21 protein-coding genes are annotated in these 19,169 nt (G+C 63.7%); 9 read left to right on the plus strand and 12 right to left on the minus strand.

Translation table 11 applies throughout. The features are described from left to right. Positions 1-87: 87 nt before the first annotated feature. Positions 88-816: a cytochrome c biogenesis CcdA family protein gene (locus JQC81_RS07065; protein WP_203271108.1), complete on the plus strand. Its 729-nt coding sequence runs from the start codon at positions 88-90 to the stop codon at positions 814-816. A 72-nt stretch (positions 817-888) separates the two neighbouring features. Beyond that, entirely contained in the window at positions 889-1,356 is a 468-nt protein-coding gene (locus JQC81_RS07070) for a DUF1203 domain-containing protein (RefSeq protein ID WP_203271109.1), read from the plus strand. Between the two features lie 2 nt (positions 1,357-1,358). Here the strand turns inward: JQC81_RS07070 and JQC81_RS07075 are convergent, their stop codons facing one another. From JQC81_RS07075 to JQC81_RS07105, 7 genes are all read right to left on the minus strand, one after another. Next, on the minus strand, positions 1,359-1,739 hold the full coding sequence (locus JQC81_RS07075) for an ACT domain-containing protein (protein ID WP_203271110.1): 381 nt from the start codon (positions 1,737-1,739) through the stop codon (positions 1,359-1,361). 93 nt (positions 1,740-1,832) lie between these two features. Then, entirely contained in the window at positions 1,833-2,960 is a 1,128-nt protein-coding gene (locus JQC81_RS07080; RefSeq protein ID WP_203271111.1) for a branched-chain amino acid ABC transporter substrate-binding protein, read from the minus strand. A gap of 125 nt (positions 2,961-3,085) precedes the next feature. Further along, positions 3,086-3,448, minus strand: a complete 363-nt coding sequence (locus JQC81_RS07085; protein ID WP_190844004.1) for a DUF6867 family protein — start codon at positions 3,446-3,448, stop codon at positions 3,086-3,088. Further along, a complete protein-coding gene (locus JQC81_RS07090) occupies positions 3,448-4,224 on the minus strand; it encodes an ABC transporter ATP-binding protein (RefSeq protein WP_052003088.1) in 777 nt (258 codons plus the stop codon). The genes JQC81_RS07085 and JQC81_RS07090 overlap by 1 nt, the downstream gene beginning before the upstream one ends. Next, positions 4,221-5,063 (minus strand): ABC transporter ATP-binding protein, encoded by an 843-nt coding sequence (locus JQC81_RS07095; protein WP_203271112.1) that lies wholly within the window; start codon positions 5,061-5,063, stop codon positions 4,221-4,223. Before JQC81_RS07095 ends, JQC81_RS07090 begins: the two co-directional genes overlap by 4 nt. After that, positions 5,063-6,475 (minus strand): high-affinity branched-chain amino acid ABC transporter permease LivM, encoded by a 1,413-nt coding sequence (gene livM / locus JQC81_RS07100; RefSeq protein ID WP_376772376.1) that lies wholly within the window; start codon positions 6,473-6,475, stop codon positions 5,063-5,065. Before livM ends, JQC81_RS07095 begins: the two co-directional genes overlap by 1 nt. A gap of 14 nt (positions 6,476-6,489) precedes the next feature. Beyond that, positions 6,490-7,410 carry a branched-chain amino acid ABC transporter permease gene (locus tag JQC81_RS07105; protein ID WP_203271113.1) on the minus strand — a complete coding sequence of 307 codons (921 nt, stop codon included), beginning with the start codon at positions 7,408-7,410 and terminating at the stop codon, positions 6,490-6,492. A gap of 298 nt (positions 7,411-7,708) precedes the next feature. Here JQC81_RS07105 and JQC81_RS07110 point away from each other — a divergent pair, with 298 nt between their 5' ends. After that, positions 7,709-8,227 (plus strand): flavin reductase, encoded by a 519-nt coding sequence (locus JQC81_RS07110; protein ID WP_210347089.1) that lies wholly within the window; start codon positions 7,709-7,711, stop codon positions 8,225-8,227. A 672-nt stretch (positions 8,228-8,899) separates the two neighbouring features. Beyond that, positions 8,900-10,792, plus strand: coding sequence for a PAS domain-containing HWE histidine kinase family protein (locus JQC81_RS07115; protein ID WP_203271114.1), 1,893 nt, complete (start codon positions 8,900-8,902; stop codon positions 10,790-10,792). 226 nt (positions 10,793-11,018) lie between these two features. On the opposite strand, the gene JQC81_RS07120 is transcribed toward JQC81_RS07115, so the two are convergent. Beyond that, the gene (locus JQC81_RS07120; protein ID WP_203271115.1) at positions 11,019-11,867 is read right to left on the minus strand and encodes a methionyl-tRNA formyltransferase; all 849 of its coding nucleotides are present in this window, start codon (positions 11,865-11,867) and stop codon (positions 11,019-11,021) included. A 202-nt stretch (positions 11,868-12,069) separates the two neighbouring features. On the opposite strand from JQC81_RS07120, the gene JQC81_RS07125 reads away from it, so the two are divergent. Next, on the plus strand, positions 12,070-12,339 hold the full coding sequence (locus tag JQC81_RS07125) for an usg protein (RefSeq protein WP_203271116.1): 270 nt from the start codon (positions 12,070-12,072) through the stop codon (positions 12,337-12,339). A gap of 72 nt (positions 12,340-12,411) precedes the next feature. Beyond that, on the plus strand, positions 12,412-13,008 hold the full coding sequence (locus tag JQC81_RS07130) for an exopolysaccharide biosynthesis protein (RefSeq protein ID WP_203271117.1): 597 nt from the start codon (positions 12,412-12,414) through the stop codon (positions 13,006-13,008). 46 nt (positions 13,009-13,054) lie between these two features. Here JQC81_RS07130 and JQC81_RS07135 read toward each other — a convergent pair whose 3' ends face one another. The 3 genes from JQC81_RS07135 to map form a co-directional block, all read right to left on the minus strand. Further along, entirely contained in the window at positions 13,055-13,525 is a 471-nt protein-coding gene (locus JQC81_RS07135; protein WP_203271118.1) for a PRC-barrel domain-containing protein, read from the minus strand. A 69-nt stretch (positions 13,526-13,594) separates the two neighbouring features. Beyond that, entirely contained in the window at positions 13,595-14,278 is a 684-nt protein-coding gene (radC, locus tag JQC81_RS07140) for a RadC family protein (protein ID WP_203271119.1), read from the minus strand. A gap of 101 nt (positions 14,279-14,379) precedes the next feature. Next, complete coding sequence (gene map / locus JQC81_RS07145) at positions 14,380-15,189, minus strand: type I methionyl aminopeptidase (protein WP_203271120.1); 810 nt, start codon at positions 15,187-15,189, stop codon at positions 14,380-14,382. A 144-nt stretch (positions 15,190-15,333) separates the two neighbouring features. Here map and JQC81_RS07150 point away from each other — a divergent pair, with 144 nt between their 5' ends. Then, a complete protein-coding gene (locus tag JQC81_RS07150) occupies positions 15,334-16,164 on the plus strand; it encodes an FkbM family methyltransferase (protein ID WP_203271121.1) in 831 nt (276 codons plus the stop codon). Positions 16,165-16,348: 184 nt separating this feature from the next. Here the strand turns inward: JQC81_RS07150 and sfsA are convergent, their stop codons facing one another. Continuing rightward, complete coding sequence (gene sfsA, locus JQC81_RS07155) at positions 16,349-17,068, minus strand: DNA/RNA nuclease SfsA (protein ID WP_203271122.1); 720 nt, start codon at positions 17,066-17,068, stop codon at positions 16,349-16,351. Between the two features lie 798 nt (positions 17,069-17,866). Here sfsA and JQC81_RS07160 point away from each other — a divergent pair. Together JQC81_RS07160 and gpt are read left to right on the plus strand one after the other, a co-directional pair. Then, positions 17,867-18,613 (plus strand): competence/damage-inducible protein A, encoded by a 747-nt coding sequence (locus JQC81_RS07160; RefSeq protein WP_203271123.1) that lies wholly within the window; start codon positions 17,867-17,869, stop codon positions 18,611-18,613. Between the two features lie 39 nt (positions 18,614-18,652). After that, positions 18,653-19,159 carry a xanthine phosphoribosyltransferase gene (gene gpt, locus JQC81_RS07165; RefSeq protein ID WP_203271124.1) on the plus strand — a complete coding sequence of 169 codons (507 nt, stop codon included), beginning with the start codon at positions 18,653-18,655 and terminating at the stop codon, positions 19,157-19,159. Positions 19,160-19,169: the final 10 nt, after the last annotated feature.

Consider the following 19,169-nt stretch of genomic DNA (forward strand, 5'->3'; position numbering starts at 1 on the left):
AAACCGGAAACCGGGCCCCTTCACAAGCTGGCGAAGCGGCGTTTCATCGGCTTTCTAAGACAGGAACGACAGGATAGAAGGCTTGTCATGCTCAGCGTCTCCTTCCCGGCCGCGGCCCTTGGTGGCCTCATCAGTTTCTTGAGTCCCTGCGTGCTGCCGCTGGTGCCGCCCTATCTGTCGTTTCTCGCCGGCACCACCTTCGACCAGTTGAGCGCGGGTGACGACCGCGCCGTGCGCAGAAGGGCCGTTCTGGCCGCGCTCCTGTTCGTGGCGGGCTTCTCCACCGTTTTCGTGCTGCTCGGCGCCACCGCGTCCGCCCTCGGGCAGGTGATCCGGCAATACCTCGATGTGCTGAGCACCGTGGCGGGCATCGCCATCATCGTCATGGGGCTGCACTTTCTCGGTGTTTTCCGGATCGGCCTGTTCTACCGGGAGGCGCGGTTCAGCGTGAACAGGCCTGTCGGGCTCTGGGGCGCCTATCTGATGGGATTGGCCTTCGCCTTTGGTTGGACCCCCTGCATCGGCCCGGTGCTGGCGGCGATCCTCACCGTGGCAGGTTCGGAGGACAGCGTATCCCAGGGAGCGCTGCTGCTGGCCGCCTATTCGGCGGGCTTGGGCATTCCGTTCCTGCTGGCGGCCTTCGCCATGAAGCCCTTCGTGGCGCTTCTCAAGCGGGTACGCTCCCGCTTCGTGCTGATCGAGAGGACCATGGGGGTGCTCCTCGTCCTAACGGGCATCGCGTTCCTCACCGGCTGGATCACCAACATGTCGTTCTGGCTCCTGGAGACGTTCCCGGCGCTCGGACGCCTTGGATAAGGCTGCGCAGGAATCGGGTCGTTGACCCGGGGCAGACTTGTCATGCTGGCGGTCTCTCACAGGAGATCACCCATGACGTTTCAGATCCGCGGCCTCGATATCGAACCCTTCGCCACGTTGTTTCAGCTCGATGAATCCTCCCTCAAGGCTCTCGGGGCCAAGAGGGTCGTTGCCGATGCCTCCGACATGTATCCCTGCCGGATCGCCCTGGAGCGGGTCGCTGATGGCGAGGAGCTTCTGCTGCTCAACCACGTCCACCAGACGAATCCCGCCTCGCCATATCGTGCGGCCGGGCCGATCTTCGTCAGCCGTTCTGCGAAAACGGGAAGCTATCGGGGCGAGCTGCCGCCGATGCTGCGGGACCGGCTTCTATCCCTGCGCGCCTATGATGCCAATGCGTTCATCGTCGATGCCGAGGTGGGCGAGGGCGGGGATGTGGTGAGCCTGATCGAGCGCTTCCTCGCCAACCCGGAGGTTGCGCATGTGGACGCGCACTTTGCCCGGCGCGGGTGCTTCGCGGCGCGGATCGAGCGCGCCTGACGTCAGACGTCGACCCGGTGCCCTGCAATCCGCAGGGCTTCCATCGCGCGCTCCGCGTCCCGCTCCTTCACCAGCACATAATCGGTGCTGAAGGTCGAGGTGGCGAAGATGCCGATACCCGCCTTGGCCAAGGGTTCGAGCACGGAGGCGAGGATTCCCGGCACATTGAAGTCGAAGTTCTGCATGATCCGAAAGCACCGCCAGCCCGCGTCGGTTTCCGCCTCGGGCGGCGCCTGGTGAAGCGGGCAGGCGAGGGTGGTTTCCTCGACGGCCTGGACCAGGAGCGAGAAGGCGCCCGGTTCGGGCAGCCTGACGGGCGCACCAGTCGGGAAGCGGCAGACGGCATATGGCTCCGCGAGCAGGGACAGGGTGAGCGTGGGCAATGTCTGTGCCATCCTTTAAATAAGAGCACTCATAAGAAAACCCGCCCTGTTGCCAGGGCGGGTTTCCGATCTATCGGCTTTCAGGCCGGTCGATTACATGTTGAGTTCGTTGCCGGAGTAGTCGATCTTGCCGTCGGCGCCCTTCTTCCAGACGTAAACCACGTAGTCCGGACGGGTGATGTCGCCCTTCTTGTCGAAGGTGAGGTCGCCGATCACGGTCTTGAAGGGCTTGCCGGCCTTCATGTTGTCCGCAACCTTCTTGCCGTCGGTGCTGTTGGCTTGCTTAGCAGCCTCCGCCAGGACCTGAGCCGCGGCGTAGCTGTAGAGGGTGTAGGCCTCGGGCTCGTAGTTCTTGGCGCGGAACTTCTTCACGACTTCCTGAGCCGCCGGGTTCTTACGCGGATCCGGAGCGAAGGTCATCAGGGTGCCTTCGGCGCCCGGGCCGGCAATCGAGGTGAACTCGGCCGACACGATGCCGTCACCCGACATGAGCGGGGCAGCGAGGCCCTGGTCGCGCATCTGGCGGATGATGAGGCCGGCTTCCGTGTGGAGGCCGCCGAAGTAGACCACGTCAACGCCGGCCTGCTTCAGCTTCGACACGAGCGCGGAGTAGTCCTTCTCGCCCGGGTTGACGCCTTCATAGACCACTTCCTTGAGGCCCTTGGCGTTCATGGCCTTCTGGGTCTCGTCGGCAAGGCCCTTGCCATAGGGAGTCTTGTCGTGGATGACCGCGACCTTCTTGCCCTTGAACTTGTCGGCGAGGTAGCTGCCGGCAACGAGGCCCTGCTGGTCGTCGCGGCCGCAGGTGCGGAACGTGTTCCACATGCCGCGGTCGGTGAAGGTCGGGTTGGTCGAGGCCGGGGACACCATGACGATGCCGGCTTCTTCATAGACCGACGAAGAAGGAATCGAGACACCGGAGTTGAAGTGGCCGACAACCATCTTCACGCCTTCGGCCGCGAACTTGTTCGCCACCGACACGCCCTGCTTGGGGTCGGAGACGTCGTCGCCGACGACGAGTTCCAGCTTCTGGCCGTTGATGCCGCCAGCTGCGTTGATATCCGCGACAGCCTGCTCGACGCCGTTCTTCAGCTGAGCGCCGAAGGCCGCGTTCGGGCCGGTGATGGGGCCAGCAACACCGATCTTGATCTGGGCGCTGGCAGCGCTGGAGAAGGCGAGGCCAAGACCAAGCGCCACGCCGGTCAACAGCATTTTTTTCATGAGGTCACTCCTCTGGGTGGTTTTATAGGCCCCTCTTCCTCGTGGGGCCGGTTTGACGGGAGACCCGTCATCCGAGGGACATCATGCTGGTTTTTCAGCGGATGTCACCTGGGAATCTTTTTAGCTTAGCCCTTGGTAGCAGAAGCCTTTTCCCGCCAGGAAAACGGCCCGGTCCGCTCGTAGAGCCAGCGGTACTGCGTGGTCATCATGCGGGCCCGGCGGTACTGGAAGCCGAGCGCCCCGATGATCAGCAGGACGATGGTGTCGACTGCATAGTAATGGATCGACAGCAGGGTTCCGCCGAACAGGGCGAAGTGGATGAAGCGCACTGCCGCGCCCAGGATGAACAGGTAGAGGATCAGGGTCCAGAAGGGACGCCAGGTGAGCGCGATGGCCCGACCGGTCATCCAGGCCGCCCAGCCGCCCATGATCACGGTGATGAGAAGGAAGAGCCAGAATGACGGCTCTTCGTAAAGGATGCCCTGCATCAGTGATGCCCCCCTTCGAGATAGGCCGCTTTGACCTGCGGGTCTTCGAGCAGTTCCCTGCCGGTGCCGCTCATGGTGATGTTGCCCGTCACCATCACATAGCCGCGATGGGCAAGTTTCAGAGCGTGATAGGCGTTCTGCTCCACGAGGAAGACCGTCATGCCGTCCTTCTCGTTGAGCTCTTTGATGATCTCGAAGATCTGTTTCACGATCAGGGGCGCCAGTCCGAGCGACGGCTCGTCCAGGAGGAGGAGCTTCGGGCGGCTCATGAGCGCCCGGGCAATGGCCAGCATCTGCTGCTCGCCGCCCGACAGGGTGCCGCCACGCTGCTGGAGGCGCTCCTTCAGGCGCGGGAACAGGGTGCAGACCCGCTCGAGATCCTGGTCGAAATGGGCCAGCCCGTTCATGGAGGCGCCCATCTGGAGGTTCTCGAACACGGTCATGCGCGGGAAGATGCGCCGGCCCTCGGGGGACTGGGCGATCGACAGGCGGGCGATCTCGTGGGTGGGCATCTTGGTGATGTCCCGCCCCGCATAGGTGATCGTGCCCTCGCGGGCCCGCGGATTGCCGAAGATGGTCATCATCAGCGTCGACTTGCCGGCGCCGTTGGCCCCGATCAGCGTGACGATCTCGCCCTCGTTGACATCCATGTCCACGCCCTTGAGGGCGATGATGTTGCCGTAATAGGTCTTCACGCCGCGCACGCTCAGAAGCGGCTGGCGGGCAGTGGAAGCCTGGGGATTTTGCATCGCGATGTTTGCTCCGGCGGTGCTCATAGGCCGATCTCCGCTTCGACCTTCTCGACCTCGTCGTCGGCTACGCCCAGATAGGCGGCGATGACCTTGGGATCGTTCCTGACCTCGACGGGCAGGCCGTCCGAGATCTTGACGCCGTAATCCAGCACGACCACGTGGTCGGAGATTTCCATCACCACGGACATGTCGTGCTCGATCAGGAGGATCGAGGTTCCCTGTTCCTCGCGGATCGAGAGCAGGAGCTGGTTCAGCTCCAGCGACTCGCGCGGGTTGAGGCCGGCCGCCGGCTCGTCCAGGCAGAGCAGGAGCGGGTCGGTGCACATGGCGCGGGCGATCTCCAGGCGGCGCTGGTCGCCGTAGGGCAGGTCGCCGGCCGGCTCATCCGCCCGGTGGATGAGGCGGGTCTTCTCGAGCCAGAATTTCGCCTTCTCGATGGCCTCCTTCTCGGCCTTGCGATAGCCGCCGAGGCCCAGGACGCCGAGGAAGGTGAATCCGGAGGCGATCATCAGCGGGTTGTGCTGGGCCACCAGCAGGTTCTCGAGCAGGGTCATGCCGGAGAACAGGCGGATGTTCTGGAAGGTGCGGGCAACCTTGCCTTTCCAGTTGATGTCGTACCCCGGCAGCCGCTCCAGGAGCAGGTGCGAGCCGTCCGGCTTGCGCAGGGCGATCATGCCCTCCGTCGGCTTGTAGAAGCCGGTGATGCAGTTGAAGACCGTTGTCTTGCCGGCTCCGTTGGGCCCGATGAGCGCGGTGATTTCGCCGCGCCCGGCCTTGAACGAGAGGTCGTTGACGGCCACGAGGCCGCCGAAGCGCATCGTGAGATGCTGTACGTCGAGGATGGGATCCTGCAGCCAGCGCATTAGCCGTGTCCTTCCTTCACGAGCGAGCCGGAAATGGCCTTGCGCTCTTTCAAGATCACCGAGGGTTCACGTTCCGAGATCAGGCCGCGCGGACGCCACACCATCATCGCCACCATGCCCATGCCGAAGAGCAGCAGGCGGTATTCGTTCGGGTCGAAGCCCGAGCCGAAGACGGCTTGAAGGAAAGTGAGGTTGCGCAGGATCTCGGGGCCGCCGACCAGCACGATAGCGGCAATCGCCACGCCGATCTGGGATCCCATGCCGCCCATGACCACGATGGCCAGGATGATCGCCGATTCCAGGAAGTTGAAGCTCTCCGGGGAGACGAAGCCCTGGCGAACCGCAAAGAAAGATCCCGCGAAGCCGCCGAACATGGCCCCGATGGCAAACGCCGTCAGCTTGGTGTTCGTGGTGTTGATGCCCAACGACCGGCAGGCGATCTCGTCCTCGCGCAGGGCCTCCCAGGCGCGTCCCACGGGCAGCTTGCGCAACCGCATGGTGACGAAGTTGGTCAGGAGAGCCAGCGCCAGGATGAGGTAGTACAGGAAGATCATCCTGTGCATGCCGTTGAACTCGAGCCCGAACGTGGCGGCGAAACCGCTTTCGCCCGCCGTGAAGGGCAGGCCGAAGAAGGTGGCGCGCGGGATCGACGAGATGCCGGCGCCGCCGTTGGTCAGATCGACCCAGTTGATGAGCACCAGGCGGATGATCTCACCGAAGGCGAGCGTCACGATGGCGAGGTAGTCACCGCGCAGACGCAGCACCGGGAATCCGAGGATCATGCCCCAGAAGGCCGCCAAAATGCCCGCGAGCGGCAGGCAGATCCAGAACGACAGGCCGAAGGTGGTCGAGAGCAGGGCGTAGGAATAGGCGCCGACCGCGTAGAAGGCGACGTAGCCCAGATCGAGCAGGCCCGCGAGGCCCACCACGATGTTGAGACCCCAGCCGAGCATCACGTAGGTGAGGATCAGGATGCCCAGATCGACCCAGTAGCGCGACTCGTTGAGGCCGCCCTGGATCAGGTAGATCAGGACCGGAAAGGCAATGGCGATGCCGAGGAAGAAGGGAATCGCGAACCTGGACACATGCTGGAATGCGCTCGGCATCGCATGGACGGGTTCCGTCGCCTGGCGGGCGGATGGAGTCGCCCTGGCATAGGCCCGCGACGCCGTGAAGGCATGAATCACCAGGCGCAGGCCGAACACGATGGCGCAGACGATCGCCACCAGGCCCCAGCGGGGCGTGAGGAAGAGGTCGGCGCCGCTCTGGTCCGTCTTGTAGGCCAGGATCGGGATGGACAGGCCAAGGGTGATCAAGGCGGCCTTGAGAGCGTCCTTGAAGGCAGCAGCCATGTCGAAGTTTCGCGACACCGTGTCGGTCTTGGCCGTCGTGGTGATGGAAGGAGCGTTCATGACGGTCAGGCTCCTTAAACCTTCTCGACCTCAGGCCGTCCGAGAATGCCGGAGGGCATGAAGATGAGAACGATGGCGAGGATCGAGAACGCGGCCACGTCCTTGTACTCGATGGAGAAATAGGCCGACCAGAAGGTCTCGATGAGGCCGATGATCAGGCCGCCGAGAACCGCGCCTGGGAGCGAGCCGATGCCGCCGAGGACCGCGGCCGTGAAGGCCTTCACGCCCGGCACGAAGCCGTCGCTGAAGCTCACCACGCCGTAATACAGGAGGTACATGGTGCCGGCGACCGACGCGAGGGCCGCGCCGATCACGAAGGTGAGCGAGATCGTCCGGTCCACGTTGATGCCGAGAAGCGCCGCCATCTTGCGGTCCTGCTCGCAGGCGCGCTGGGCGCGGCCCAGCGACGTCTTCTGGACGACGTACCAGAAGATCGTCAGCAGCACCGCCGTGACCACCATGATGATGATCTGCTTGTAGGAGAGGGCGACGTTGTAGCCGCTCGCGCCCTGGAACAGCACGATTACGTCCTGGACCATCGGGGGCGTCGGCTTGTTGCGCGCGCCCTGGGCGACCTGGACGAAGTTGGACAGGAAGATCGAGACGCCGATGGCCGAGATCAGCGGCGCCAGGCGGAACGAGCCGCGCAGGGGCCGGTAGGCGATGCGCTCGACCGTCCAGCCCCACAGGGATGTGAGGACCATGGCGATGATCAGCACGAAGAACAGTGCCAGCACCACGGACGAGATCCCGAGCCATGCGGTCAGGATCAGGAAGAAGATGAGCGAGATGAAAGCGGAGAGCATGAAGACGTCACCGTGGGCGAAGTTCACCATGCCGATGATGCCGAAGACCATCGTGTAGCCGATGGCGATGAGCCCGTAGATCGAGCCTAGAGTCAGCCCGTTGATGAGCTGCTGCACAAAGATTTCCATGTCCTACCCTTGCCCCTCTGGAACGGGGTCATTTTTGGGAAACGATGCAGGAAAGCACGATGCGTGAACATCGCCAAGCCTGACGTAAGGTGCGGGTGTCTCTAGCAAAACGATTTTCATTCCACAACGTACTGTTAAGATTCCTATCACGCCAAATGATGAAAAATCGTCCCAGAGGCTGCCTGAATGTGCGGCACGGCGCCCAAAGGCGCCCGCTTCCCTTGCCGGGGCGGAAGAACCATATGGCTGTAACGGCCTTGTGCTCAGCCCAAAAGAGTGGAAGAGGCTTGCTCGGATTATGATCTTGAAGACACAAGCCTCCCCGCATTCCACCTCCGGCTCGGATGCCCTGCTCTTTCGGGAGGGCATGAGCCGGGTCGCGGGTGCGGTCCATGTGGTCACGACCGACGGCCCCGCCGGCCGCGGAGGCTTCACGGCCACGGCCGTGACTCCGGTGACCGACAGTCCGGCCTCGCTCCTGGTCTGCGTCAACACGGGTTCCCGGTCGGCTCAGGCCCTGCTGTCGAACCGGGTCTTCTGCGTGAACACGCTCGCGGCGGCCGATGTGGAACTGGCGGACATTTTTGCCGGCCGCGCCGACCTGCAGGGGGCGGAGCGTTTCAACAGAGGGCAGTGGGAGACCCTGGAGACCGGCTCGCCCGCCCTCACGACGAGCCTCGTTTCCTTCGACTGTCGGATCAGCGATGCCCGGGTGGTCGCCACCCACCACGTGATCATCGGTGAGATCATCGGCATCAGGCTCGGCGAACAAAAATCGCCCCTGGTCTATCAAGGGCGGCACTATCACGAATTGTAAGTCTCCCGGTTGGAGAGGGCCTCGCAGCCGGCCAATGGCGGTGCAGGGGAAGGTCTCCGGCCTTGATGGCCCGAGAGAGCCCTCTTGGGCTCGATCAATGGACCAGGAAAGAATTCACTTACATGGGGAGTTGCGAGGGAAGGTCGCCACGAAAAAAGAGGGCGGGCCCGCGGGATTGAGCAAGGCTGCCCTCAGTTGTGAAGGGCTGTAGGTGAACAGAGCCTCCAAAGGATTAACCCTAAAGAGGTATGGTTGGTTCAACTTGGAGGCGAGTTTTTGGCGGTGAACCTAAAGAAAAGCCCTTCACAACGGTGTGAAGGGCTTTTGGGGGTCTCGAAGACCTGGGGGCACATGGACTTCGTCATGGAAGTAATGCCCTTGCTGAACTTTGGTTCCGCCCTTCAATCCCCAGCGAGACTAAGATTCTCCTGATATGCCTCGTCAAGCGACGCGGATCCTGTCCTTCCCTTGAAGCCGGACCTCCGAAGCTTATGTCCCCTTGCCACATTGCAACCTCGATCCGCAGGGCCACGACCAAGGGATGCCGAGCAACTGGAACAGGTCTGATCCTGCCGCGGTCGAAGGCTTCTGCACACCAGCCCATCGAATAGGCCCTTCATGAGCGACGGCCTGCTGGAAGGGGCATCGACCCCTCTTACGAAGTCAGCGGACATGAGCGCTCCAGCGGCACCTGAGCCTGCTTCCGGGGCGCAGGGCAGGGGCGAGATCAGGCGGCGCATCCGGGCACATGATTGGGCGGCAACCCCAATCGGTCCTTTGTCGTCATGGCCTCAGAGCCTTCGCACCATTGTCGACCTGATGATCGAAGCCCGGCAGCCGGCCTGTGTTGTGTGGGGAGCCGATCTTACGTTTCTCTACAACGAGAGCTTTGGGCGGATTCTCGGTTCAAGGCATCCGGCTGCACTCGGCAGGCCATTCCGGGAGGTGTGGCCAGAGATCTGGGATCGGCATCGCACGATGATCGAATCGACGTTGTCAGGTGAGGAGCAGGATGCCTTCGAGCATCACGATTCATCGGGCGGATGGCTCGGCTGGGCGGTCGGCAGTTTTACATTCTCATGGACGCCTGTGAGGGACCATGCAGGCAGGATCGCAGGGTTTTACTGCGCCGGGAGCGAGGCGACCCGCCACGCCCTCACGGAGGAGCGGCTCAGGCAGGTCCAGGAGGCTGCGCGGATCGGCAGCTTTGACTTCGACCGCGAAACCGGCAAAGCCGTCGCTTCACCTGAATACCTGGAGCTTTATGGGCTGCCGAACAATCTTTCCGACAGCCTCTCTTATGAGAAATGGTTCAGCCTCGTTCATCCCGATGATCGATCACGGATCGAGGCCGTAACACGCAGAGCGGTCGCCGATCCCGTCTGCCACCAGCTCGAATACGATTTTCGGATCATTCGCGCCGATACCGGCGAGATGCGATGGCTCACGGCCCGCACCAAGCTGGTCCGGGATTCGGACGGACATTTCATTCGCTCGCTGGGTGCCCAGTGGGACATTACCGCCGAGAAGGATGCAGAGGCGGCCCTGCGTGAAAGCCAGGAACGCTATCGCTCGTTCATCTCCCACAGTTCCGAGGGCATCTGGTTCCTGGAGTTCATGCCTCCGCTCGACACAGGTTTGCCCGTCGAGGAGCAGGTCGAGCTGGCTTACCGCAATGGCCGCTTCGTGGACTGCAATGACGCCATGGCGCGTATGTATGGACTTGATCGGGCTGAGGATCTCGTCGGCAGAACCCTCGATTTCCCGCTGCCGTCGTCCGACCCGGACGCCAGAGCCTACCTCGCGGAGATCGTGCGCTCCGGCTACAGCGTCACCGGTGTGGAGTCCGTCGAGCAGGACGCCGCCGGGAATTCGAAGTATTTCGACAACAGCATGATTGCCGTCATCGAGGATGGGCAGCTGAAGCGGCTCTGGGGCATCCAGCGTGACATTTCCGATCGCAAGAGAGCCGAGGAGCAGCGCACGCTCCTGATCAATGAGCTGAACCACCGGGTGAAGAACACCCTAGCCACCGTGCAGTCGATCGCTTCGCAGACCCTGCGCAATGCCTCGACCATGCAGGAGGCCAAGGAGGCTTTCGAAGGACGCCTGATGGCCCTGGCGCGGGCGCACGATGTTCTGACGACCGAGAGCTGGGAGGGAGCCGAGCTCAGGAACATCGTGGTTCAAGCCCTGGCGCCCTACAGGTCGCTCAGTGAAGATCGCCTGACGATCGAAGGACCCGAAGTGCGCTTGTCGCCACGGATCGCCCTGGCCCTGTCCATGGCGCTTCAGGAACTGACCACCAACGCGGTGAAGCATGGCGCCCTGTCGAATGAGACGGGAAAGGTCGATATCATCTGGGATATCGACCCGGCAGAATCCGGACCCCGGCTTCACCTGCGTTGGCAGGAGAGCGGCGGCCCACCCGTCCGTACCCCGACCCGACAGGGCTTCGGCTCCCGCCTGATCGAACGCAGCCTCGCACGCGAGCTCAACGGCAACGTCCAGATCACATTCCACCCTGACGGTGTCCTGTGCACCGTGGACGCGCCGCTGGCATAGCGCGCCCGCTCTGCGACCGTGAGCGCGCGACCGGATTGGAACCATCCACCGGAAAGACCTTTGACCAGCACGTGGTTTTTCCAAAGGTGATCCGATGTTCAAGCTCCTTCGCAACCTCTTCGTCCTTCGTCAGGCCTGGAAGCTGATCAAGCGCCGACGCTAAAGCATCGGGCCCAAAAGTGGGCTTGCACTTTTGGGCCCGGTCCGATGCGCTAAGGCTTTCCGCCTATCCTTGTCGCGCCGCGCCCGGCGCGTAGGGGCTCCATCCGCTGATCTGCACGAAGCCGTCGCAGGCCGCGACCACCATTTGCCTGCGATGGCGATGGACGAGGGTGCCGGGTTTGTAACGGTGCGGCTCCTCCCAGCCCGTGGCCTCCCACACATAGACATAGCGGGACTCGATCTGGGCGAAGGCTTCGATGGATCCGAAGGCGCGGATCGTGCGCAGGACATCCTGCACGCCGCCGCTCCAGGAGACGGTTCTCTGTGCCTGCGTTATCCGGGGCCAGTAGGTGCCCGGCCCCTGCGGCTTTGCGTTGTCCCAGAAGCGGGGCAGGTCCGAGGCGATCTCCGCCGCAAGGTCCTTTGCGGCCATCTGGCATTTGGACAGCAGCGTGTCGTGAGATTCCGTGTGACTCAATGCAAAACGCTTCTGCGCCACGATGGCGCCGGTGTCGAACGCCGGCTCCAGCGCATGGGCCGTCATGCCCCACTCGGACAGGCCGTCGAGGATGGCCTGAAACAGCGGGTACGGGCCCCGTCCCAGGGGCAGGGGTGAGGGGTGGAAGTTGAATGCATAAGGGATGTGCCGCTCCCAGCCGGTGATCAGCCAGGGATAGCCTGCTACCACCAGGGCGTCGCAGCCCATGGCCTTCAGGCCGGCGAGGTCGGCAGGCAGGATGCGCGACATCTGCACGGGCAGGCGCAGCGAGCGGGCTCGCGACAGGGTCATGTCGTTGAAGTCGTAGATGCTGTCGCACGGGCGGCTGAACAGCTTGACCGGCTCCCAGCCCCTGGCGAGGAACGTCTCGAAAACATCTCCCAGAAAATCGATTCCCGCGAAGGCGAAGCGCATTCCCGGTGATCTCCTTCCGCAATGCTTCCCTTCTGGCTCTAGAGCATCTGACCTGAAAGTGGAATGCACTTTGGGTCACACGCGCTTGTGGGAACCTCAAAGTACACTCAAGATTTAGCCTTGAGCATAGGGCAGGAGACCGCCTGCGCTTTCGGGTGGATTCCTGTCGACAAGGCTCGTTCGGGCTTGAGAAGGAGTTCGCATGGTCTCAAAAGATTTCATCCGCCAGATGGAAGGCTACGGGCTGACGACCGCCAAGATCCTGTACCGCATGCCGGATCACCCGTCCTTTCTACAAACCTACATCTGGCAGGAATACGATCTGGCTCCCCGCTTTCCCGTGCTCATCGACTTCTTGGACTTCTGGAAGCGGGAGCTAGCAGGTCCCCTGCACTCAGTGACCGTCACTCACGCGCAGCTGATCCGTCCCGCCGAGTTCCGGGCGATCCAGGGGGAGATAAACATTCATTGATACGCCTTGGCCCCGGACGTTAAGTCAGGTAGAGAGGCGCCCTGAGCATCCTCCCGAACCTGTCAGGGCTCCTTGTTTTCCAACGCGCGCACGTCCCAGATTCTGCTCGCCCTCGCGTCCCAGCCGGGCGAGCGCCTCACCGTGCGCGAGATCATGGCCGTGCTCCAGGACAGGGCCTTCGCGCTGCTGATCGTCCTGCTGGGGCTGCCCAACTGCCTTCCCATGCCGCCTCCGATTCCCCTGGTCTGCGGCCTGCTGCTGGCGCTCGTGGCCGTTCAGATCGTTTTCGGACGCGAGGCGCCGTGGCTTCCGCGCCAGCTCATGAACCGCTCCATGGCCCGCACGGACGTGGAGCGGGCCGTCGGACGGGCCGTGCCGGTGTTTCGCCGGCTGGAACGCATCTCGCGGCCCCGCATGACCTTCCTGGACACGCCGATCGCCATGCGCCTCATGGGCGCGGTCATCCTGATCCTATCGGTGGGGCTTCTTTTCGCGCCGCCCTTCGTGGGGCAGATCCCCTTGGGCCTCGCCGTGTGCCTCGTGGGCCTGGGGCTCGTCGAACGGGACGGCTTCGTGGTCGTGGGCGGGCTCCTGATCGGCTCCATCGGCCTGACCCTGAGCCTGGGTTTCGTCTACGCGATCTTCACTGGGATCGACACGCTGATCTGAGGGGATCCTGCGGCCACCCGAGGGGCGGCCGCAGGATCGTCGTGCCTTAGTCGTTGTCCTCGAATTCCGGCGCCGACTTGAGCTGATCCACAGGCATGTTCACCATGATCCGCATGTCGTCGCTGCTGCGGGCGGAGTTGGAACCTGTCGTCTGGCCGGAGCCCTGGACGGAGCCGGTGGTCGCCGCGTCCGCGGCATTCATCTGGATGGCGCTCAGGGGCAGGGCCACCGTGCGGTCGCCGAGGCCCTCGTCCACCTCGATCACGACAGCCACGACCTTGCCGCTGCGGTCGAGCACCAGGTCTTCCACGTCGCCGATGTCCTTGTTGTCGGCACCGACCACATCTTCATCCATGATCTTGGAGGCGAGCATCTGGCCGGCCTCAAGGCGCGTCATGAAGTTCACGCCGGCCGGAGCAGTGGCGCCCGAGGAGGGCTGGGCCGGCGTGGACTGAGCCGTCGCGGCCGAGGCCAGGAGGGTGGAACCGAGCAGGCCGGCAGTCAGAAGCATTTTCATCATCATCTCCCATGAACGTTATTCGTGGTGGTGTAACGCCGTCGGGAGGGGTTGGTTCTGCGGTCAAGCTCAGATCAGGCGCAGGCCCTTGAGGCTCGCATGTCCCTCACGGCCCACGATGATGTGGTCGTGGACGGTAATCCCTAAGGGCTTTGCCACCTCGATGATCTCGCGGGTCATCTTAATGTCGGCAGAGGAGGGGGTGGGGTCTCCTGAGGGGTGGTTGTGCACCAGGATCAGGGCGGATGCGGAGAGTTCGAGGGCGCGCTTGACCACCTCGCGCGGATAGACCGGCGTGTGGTCGACCGTGCCCGATTGCTGCACCTCGTCGGCGATGAGCGCGTTGCGCTTGTCGAGGAAAAGCAGGCGGAACTGCTCCTTGTCCATGAACGCCATGGCGGTGCGGCAATAGTCGATGACCGAGGTCCAGGAGGACAGGACGGGGCGCCTCGCCACCTCGCCCCTGGCGAGCCGCCGGGCGGAGGCCTCCACGATTTTCAGGTCCGTGACCACGCTCTCGCCGATCCCGTCGACCTCCATGAGCCGGGCCGGGGCGGCGGCCAGCACCTCGGCGAAGGAGCCGAAGCGCTTGAGCAGTTCCTTGGCGACGGGCTTCACGTCCCGGCGCGGGATCGAGCGGAAGAGCACGAGTTCCAGCAACTCGTAGTCCGGCACGGCATCGCCGCCCACTTCCATAAAGCGGGCGCGCAGCCGGTCGCGATGGCCGTGATAATGGGGAAGGTCGTCGCTCATGCCTGCCCGTTGCTTCCTGCCTCAACGTGCTCCGGGAGATCGAAGCATCATTGTTACCTTCTAGGCCAGAAGCGATGCGGCAGGCTAGTGTCGAGCCATCATTAAGACGGCTTGTCCAGCCCCTTCGGCGAGTACGTAAAGACCTCCGCACCGGTCTCGGTCACGCCCACCATGTGCTCGAACTGGGCCGAGAGGGAGCGGTCGCGGGTCACAGCGGTCCAGCCGTCGGCCAGGACCTTCACCTGCGGCCGGCCGAGATTGATCATGGGCTCAATGGTGAAGAACATGCCGGCTTTCAGCTCCACGTTATAGGCCGGCTCCACGTAGTGGAGGATCGTGGGCGAGTCATGGAAGACCTTACCGATGCCGTGGCCGCAGAAATCCCGCACCACGGAGCAGCGCTCGGCTTCCGCATAGGACTGGATCGCCGCGCCGATGTCGTTGGTGGTCGCGCCCGGCTTCACCACCGCGATGCCGCGCAGGAGGCATTCATAGGTGATCTCGCAGAGCCGCTGCGCCCGACGTGGCACCTCGCCCACATAGTACATGCGGCTCGAATCGCCGTGCCACCCGTCGAGGATCAGGGTCACGTCGACATTCATGATGTCCCCGTCGCGCAGGGGCTTGTCGTTGGGGATGCCGTGGCAGACCACGTGGTTGATCGAGGTGCAGATCGTCTTGGTGTAGCCGCGGTAGTGCAGGCAGGCCGGATAGGCGCCATGGTCGCGGATGAAGTCGAAGGCCAGCTTGTCCAGATACTCGGTCGTGACGCCGGGCTTCACGTATTCCGAGAGCATGTCCAGGCACTCGGCCACCATGCGTCCGGCACGGCGCATCCCTTCGAAATCCGCAGGGCCGTGCAGCGGGATCTCGGCGGCACGCCTGCGCTCCACAACATCGCTCTCGGTCATTCTCAATCCTTGATCTGTTGCCCGGAATGTAAGGATCGCCACGCGTGAAGCAAGTTAAACTCCTCGTGCCCCGCTTGCGATTGGCGCCTGGGGGTGTCATGAGCAACCCTGTTCGTCCGGTTCGCGTCTCTGGATTCCTCGGTAATGAATGATACCCGCCCCTTCGGGGACTTTGCGCCTTCAGGTCTCACCCGCTGGGTGATCGACCGCACGCGCGGGTTGCCCGAGGGCTGGGCGGGCCGCCGGCTGGCCCTGATGCTGCGCCATATGGCCATGAAGATGCTGAAAGGCCCGCCGCTCGATCTCGAGACCTTCGGCGTGCGGATGCGGCTCTACCCCTACAAGAACGTCTGCGAGCGCCGGCTGCTGTTCACGCCGCAATATTTCGATGCCGATGAGCTCAAGATCCTGGCCTCTCGGATCAAGAACGGCTTCACCTTTATCGATGTCGGCTCGAACGTCGGCTGGTACGCCCTGTTCCTGGCCAGGGAGGCCGGCCCCGCCGTCTCGACTCGGATCCTGGCCGTGGAGCCGCAGCCGGAGATCTTCGACCGGCTGATCTACAACATCCGGCAGAATCCCTCCTGCACGATCAAAGCCGTCGACTGCGCCATCGCCGACAAGAACGGCGAGCTCACCCTGTTCCTCGACCCGCTCAACCGGGGCGAAGCGAGCCTCAAGATCGTGAACTCGAGCCAGACGGACGCGATCCGCGTCCCGGCCGTGACCCTGCTCGATCTCCTGAGCCGTGAGGGCCTGACCCATGTCGACGCGATCAAGCTCGACGTGGAGGGGGCGGAGGACCTGGTCCTCGGCCCGTTCTTCCGCGACGCCCCGGCCTCGCTCTACCCGTCCGTGTTCATCGTGGCGAACGTGCCGGAGCGCTGGCAGGCCGACGTGATCGGGCTTCTGAAGGGCAAGGGCTACCGGCAGATCCTCGAGACCAAGATGAACCTGGTGTTCGAGCGGGCTTAGAGCCTGTTCCCGTCTCTGTCATCCCGGGGCCGCGCCGCGGAGCCCGGGATCCATAACCGCTGACGAAGCAGAAAGAAGCGCCGTGAACGACGCTGCGTTCCTTTCGTGAATGTCGTGGTTCTGGATCCCCGCCTTCGCAGGGATGACACCGGAGGTGTTTGGACTGTCCTGAAAACCATGCGGACTATCGCGGCGTCACGATCTCCACCGGCCGGTCGATGGTCACCTCCTCGGGCGTGATGCGGCAGACATAGGCGTAAGACTCCACCCCCGCCGCGAGTGCATGCCGGAAGGCCTTGTCGTAGGCCGGGTCGATGTCGCGGGCCACGTCGAAGCGCTCGGCATCCATCTGGATGACGTAGACGAGGGCGGCTCTCGCGCCTTCAGCCTTCATGTCAGCCAACTCATAGAGGTGCTTGGCGCTACGGGCGGCGACGCAGTCCGGGAACTCGGCGAAGCCCGCCTCGCGCATGAGGTGGCAGTTCTTGACCTCCAGGTAGCAGGGCGGCTCGCCGTCCTTCTCCAGCAGGAAGTCGACCCGGCTGTTCTGGCCGTACTTCACCTCAGGCCGCACCCGGTCGTAACGGGCAAACGGCGCGAGACGCCCCTCCCGCAGGGCCTCGGCCACCAGCAGGTTGGGCCGGGAGGTGTTGATCCCGATGAGCTGGAGCGGACCGCCGCCGGCTGCCACCTCCACGAATTCCCAGTTGTACTTGAGCTTGCGGTTCGGGTTCGTCGCCCGCGAGAGGAAGACCCGGCTGCCGGGCTCCTTCAGGCCCATCATGGCCCCGGGATTGGCGCAATGGGCGGTCACCACCTCGCCGGTGTCGAGCTCCACATCCGCCAGAAATCGCTTGTAGCGCTCGATGAGACGGCCCTCGAGCAGGGTTTCCTGAAAACGCATCCAAAACCAGCATTCGACTGTAAAAACCCCTGGTAGCAGGGGAGGAGCCCCGGGTTCAACCCATGCTGCCCGGTGTCATCCCCGGCGCACGGAGTGCGTGGAGGGGATCCAGTCTCGCGCTGAGCGGTATGGATTCCCTTCTCCTCCGCTGCGCCTCGGTCGGGGATGACACTCTTCTTGTCATTCCGGGGCCGCACAGCGGAGCCCGGAATCCATCAACACGACGGTCATCGAAACGGCCCCTGCGAGCCGCTGCGTTCTTTTCGGCATCGTCAGCGGTTCTGGATTCCGGGCTCCCGCTCCCGCTCGCCCCGGAATAACATCTGGATGCACGTTCTCTGTTTGTTCTTGACTGCTGCTGCAAGCTCGGCCATATGGGTGCTCATCCTCGCCCGCCGAGGGGCGCGCTCGCGAGGCGTCGCCGCAGTGGGGCAAGGAGCGGTCCCGCCGCAGGCTTCGCACCCCTGTGATCGCGGGTGGCCGATCCTGGCTTGTTCCAGGTCCGCTGAAACAAACCGCGCGTGACGAGCAGCTTGGCTCTCACCTTCCACACCACACATCGAGCCGGGCTGCCCTAAACGCCTCCCTCGATCTCACCGTCAGGCTCGCAGCACCCGCTGCGGGCCCACAGGTGCTGGATCGTTGACATCAACATCTCGCGCCATGGTCATTCATGAAACAAGGTCCGGCGATGACGTCGAGGGGCATAGGGAAGAGGGCAAGGCAGCGGATGAACTATTGCATGCGCTTGAGAATTGCCGTTTCTGAGGCTAAAGGCCCCCAAAAGGATCGCTGCGCATGGCCGTCTCCGTCACAGCCGCCCTTCTCATCATCGGCGATGAGATCCTCACGGGCCGCACCAAGGACAAGAACATCGGCTATATCGCCGAGTACCTGACCGGGATCGGCGTGGACCTGCGCGAGGTTCGCGTCGTGCCGGACGTCGAGGAGGAGATCGTCGCGGCCGTCAACGCCCTGCGCGGCCGCTACACCTATCTCTTCACCACCGGGGGCATCGGCCCCACCCACGACGACATCACGGCCGATTGCATCGCCAAGGCGTTCGGCGTCGGGATTGACCACGATCCGCGGGCGGTCGCGATGCTGCGGGAGCGCTACACGCCGGAGGAACTCAACGAGGCCAGGATGCGCATGGCCCGGATCCCCGATGGCGCCGATCTGATCGAGAACCCGATCTCCAAGGCCCCGGGCTTCCGCATCGGCAATGTCTTCGTCATGGCGGGCGTGCCGTCGATCATGCAGGCGATGCTCGACATCGTCGCGCCCACTTTGGAGACCGGCGCGCGCATGATCATCGAGACCATCGAGGCGGAGGGGCTGGCCGAAGGCATCTATGCCGAGGGCCTGAGCCGGATCGCTTCGTCGTTCCCGAGCGTCTCCATCGGATCGTACCCGTCGTTCTCAACGAGCGGCTTCCGCAACCAGATCGTCGTGCGCGGCAAGGACCCAGACGCGGTTGCGCAAGCGGCCGCTGCCGTGCGCGACCATCTCGGCCGCCTCAAGGGCGACCAAGCACCCCTTTAAAAGTTATCCTCGCCACCACAGTCAATAAAGAGCCAGCCGATGTCCCCGACCTCTCCCAAAGCCTTTCCCGTCTCCTGGGATCAGTTCCACCGCGATTGCCGCGCCCTGGCGTGGCGCCTGGCCGCGGCCGGCCCATTTGAGGCCATCGTCTGCATCACCCGCGGCGGCCTCGTGCCGGCCGCCATCGTGGCCCGCGAACTGGATGTGCGCCTCATCGAGAGCGTGTGCATCGCGAGCTATCACGATTACAAGAACCAGGGCGAGCTGCGGGTGCTGAAAGACATCGCGCCCGCCATCAAGGCGCTGGGCGACGGGACCGGCAAGGGCGTGCTCGTGATCGACGACCTGACCGATACCGGCAAGACCGCCAAGATCGTGCGTGACATGCTCCCCAATGCGCATTTCGCCGCCGTCTATGCCAAGCCGGCCGGGCGCCCCCTCATCGACACCTTCGTGACGGAAGTGAGCCAGGACACCTGGATCTACTTCCCCTGGGACATGGGTCTGGCCTATCAGGCGCCGATCCGCGAAGGCTCGGCCGGCTAGTCGAACAGGA

Source organism: Microvirga arabica, from assembly GCF_016811235.1.
GTDB classification, from domain to species: Bacteria; Pseudomonadota; Alphaproteobacteria; order Rhizobiales; family Beijerinckiaceae; genus Microvirga; species Microvirga arabica.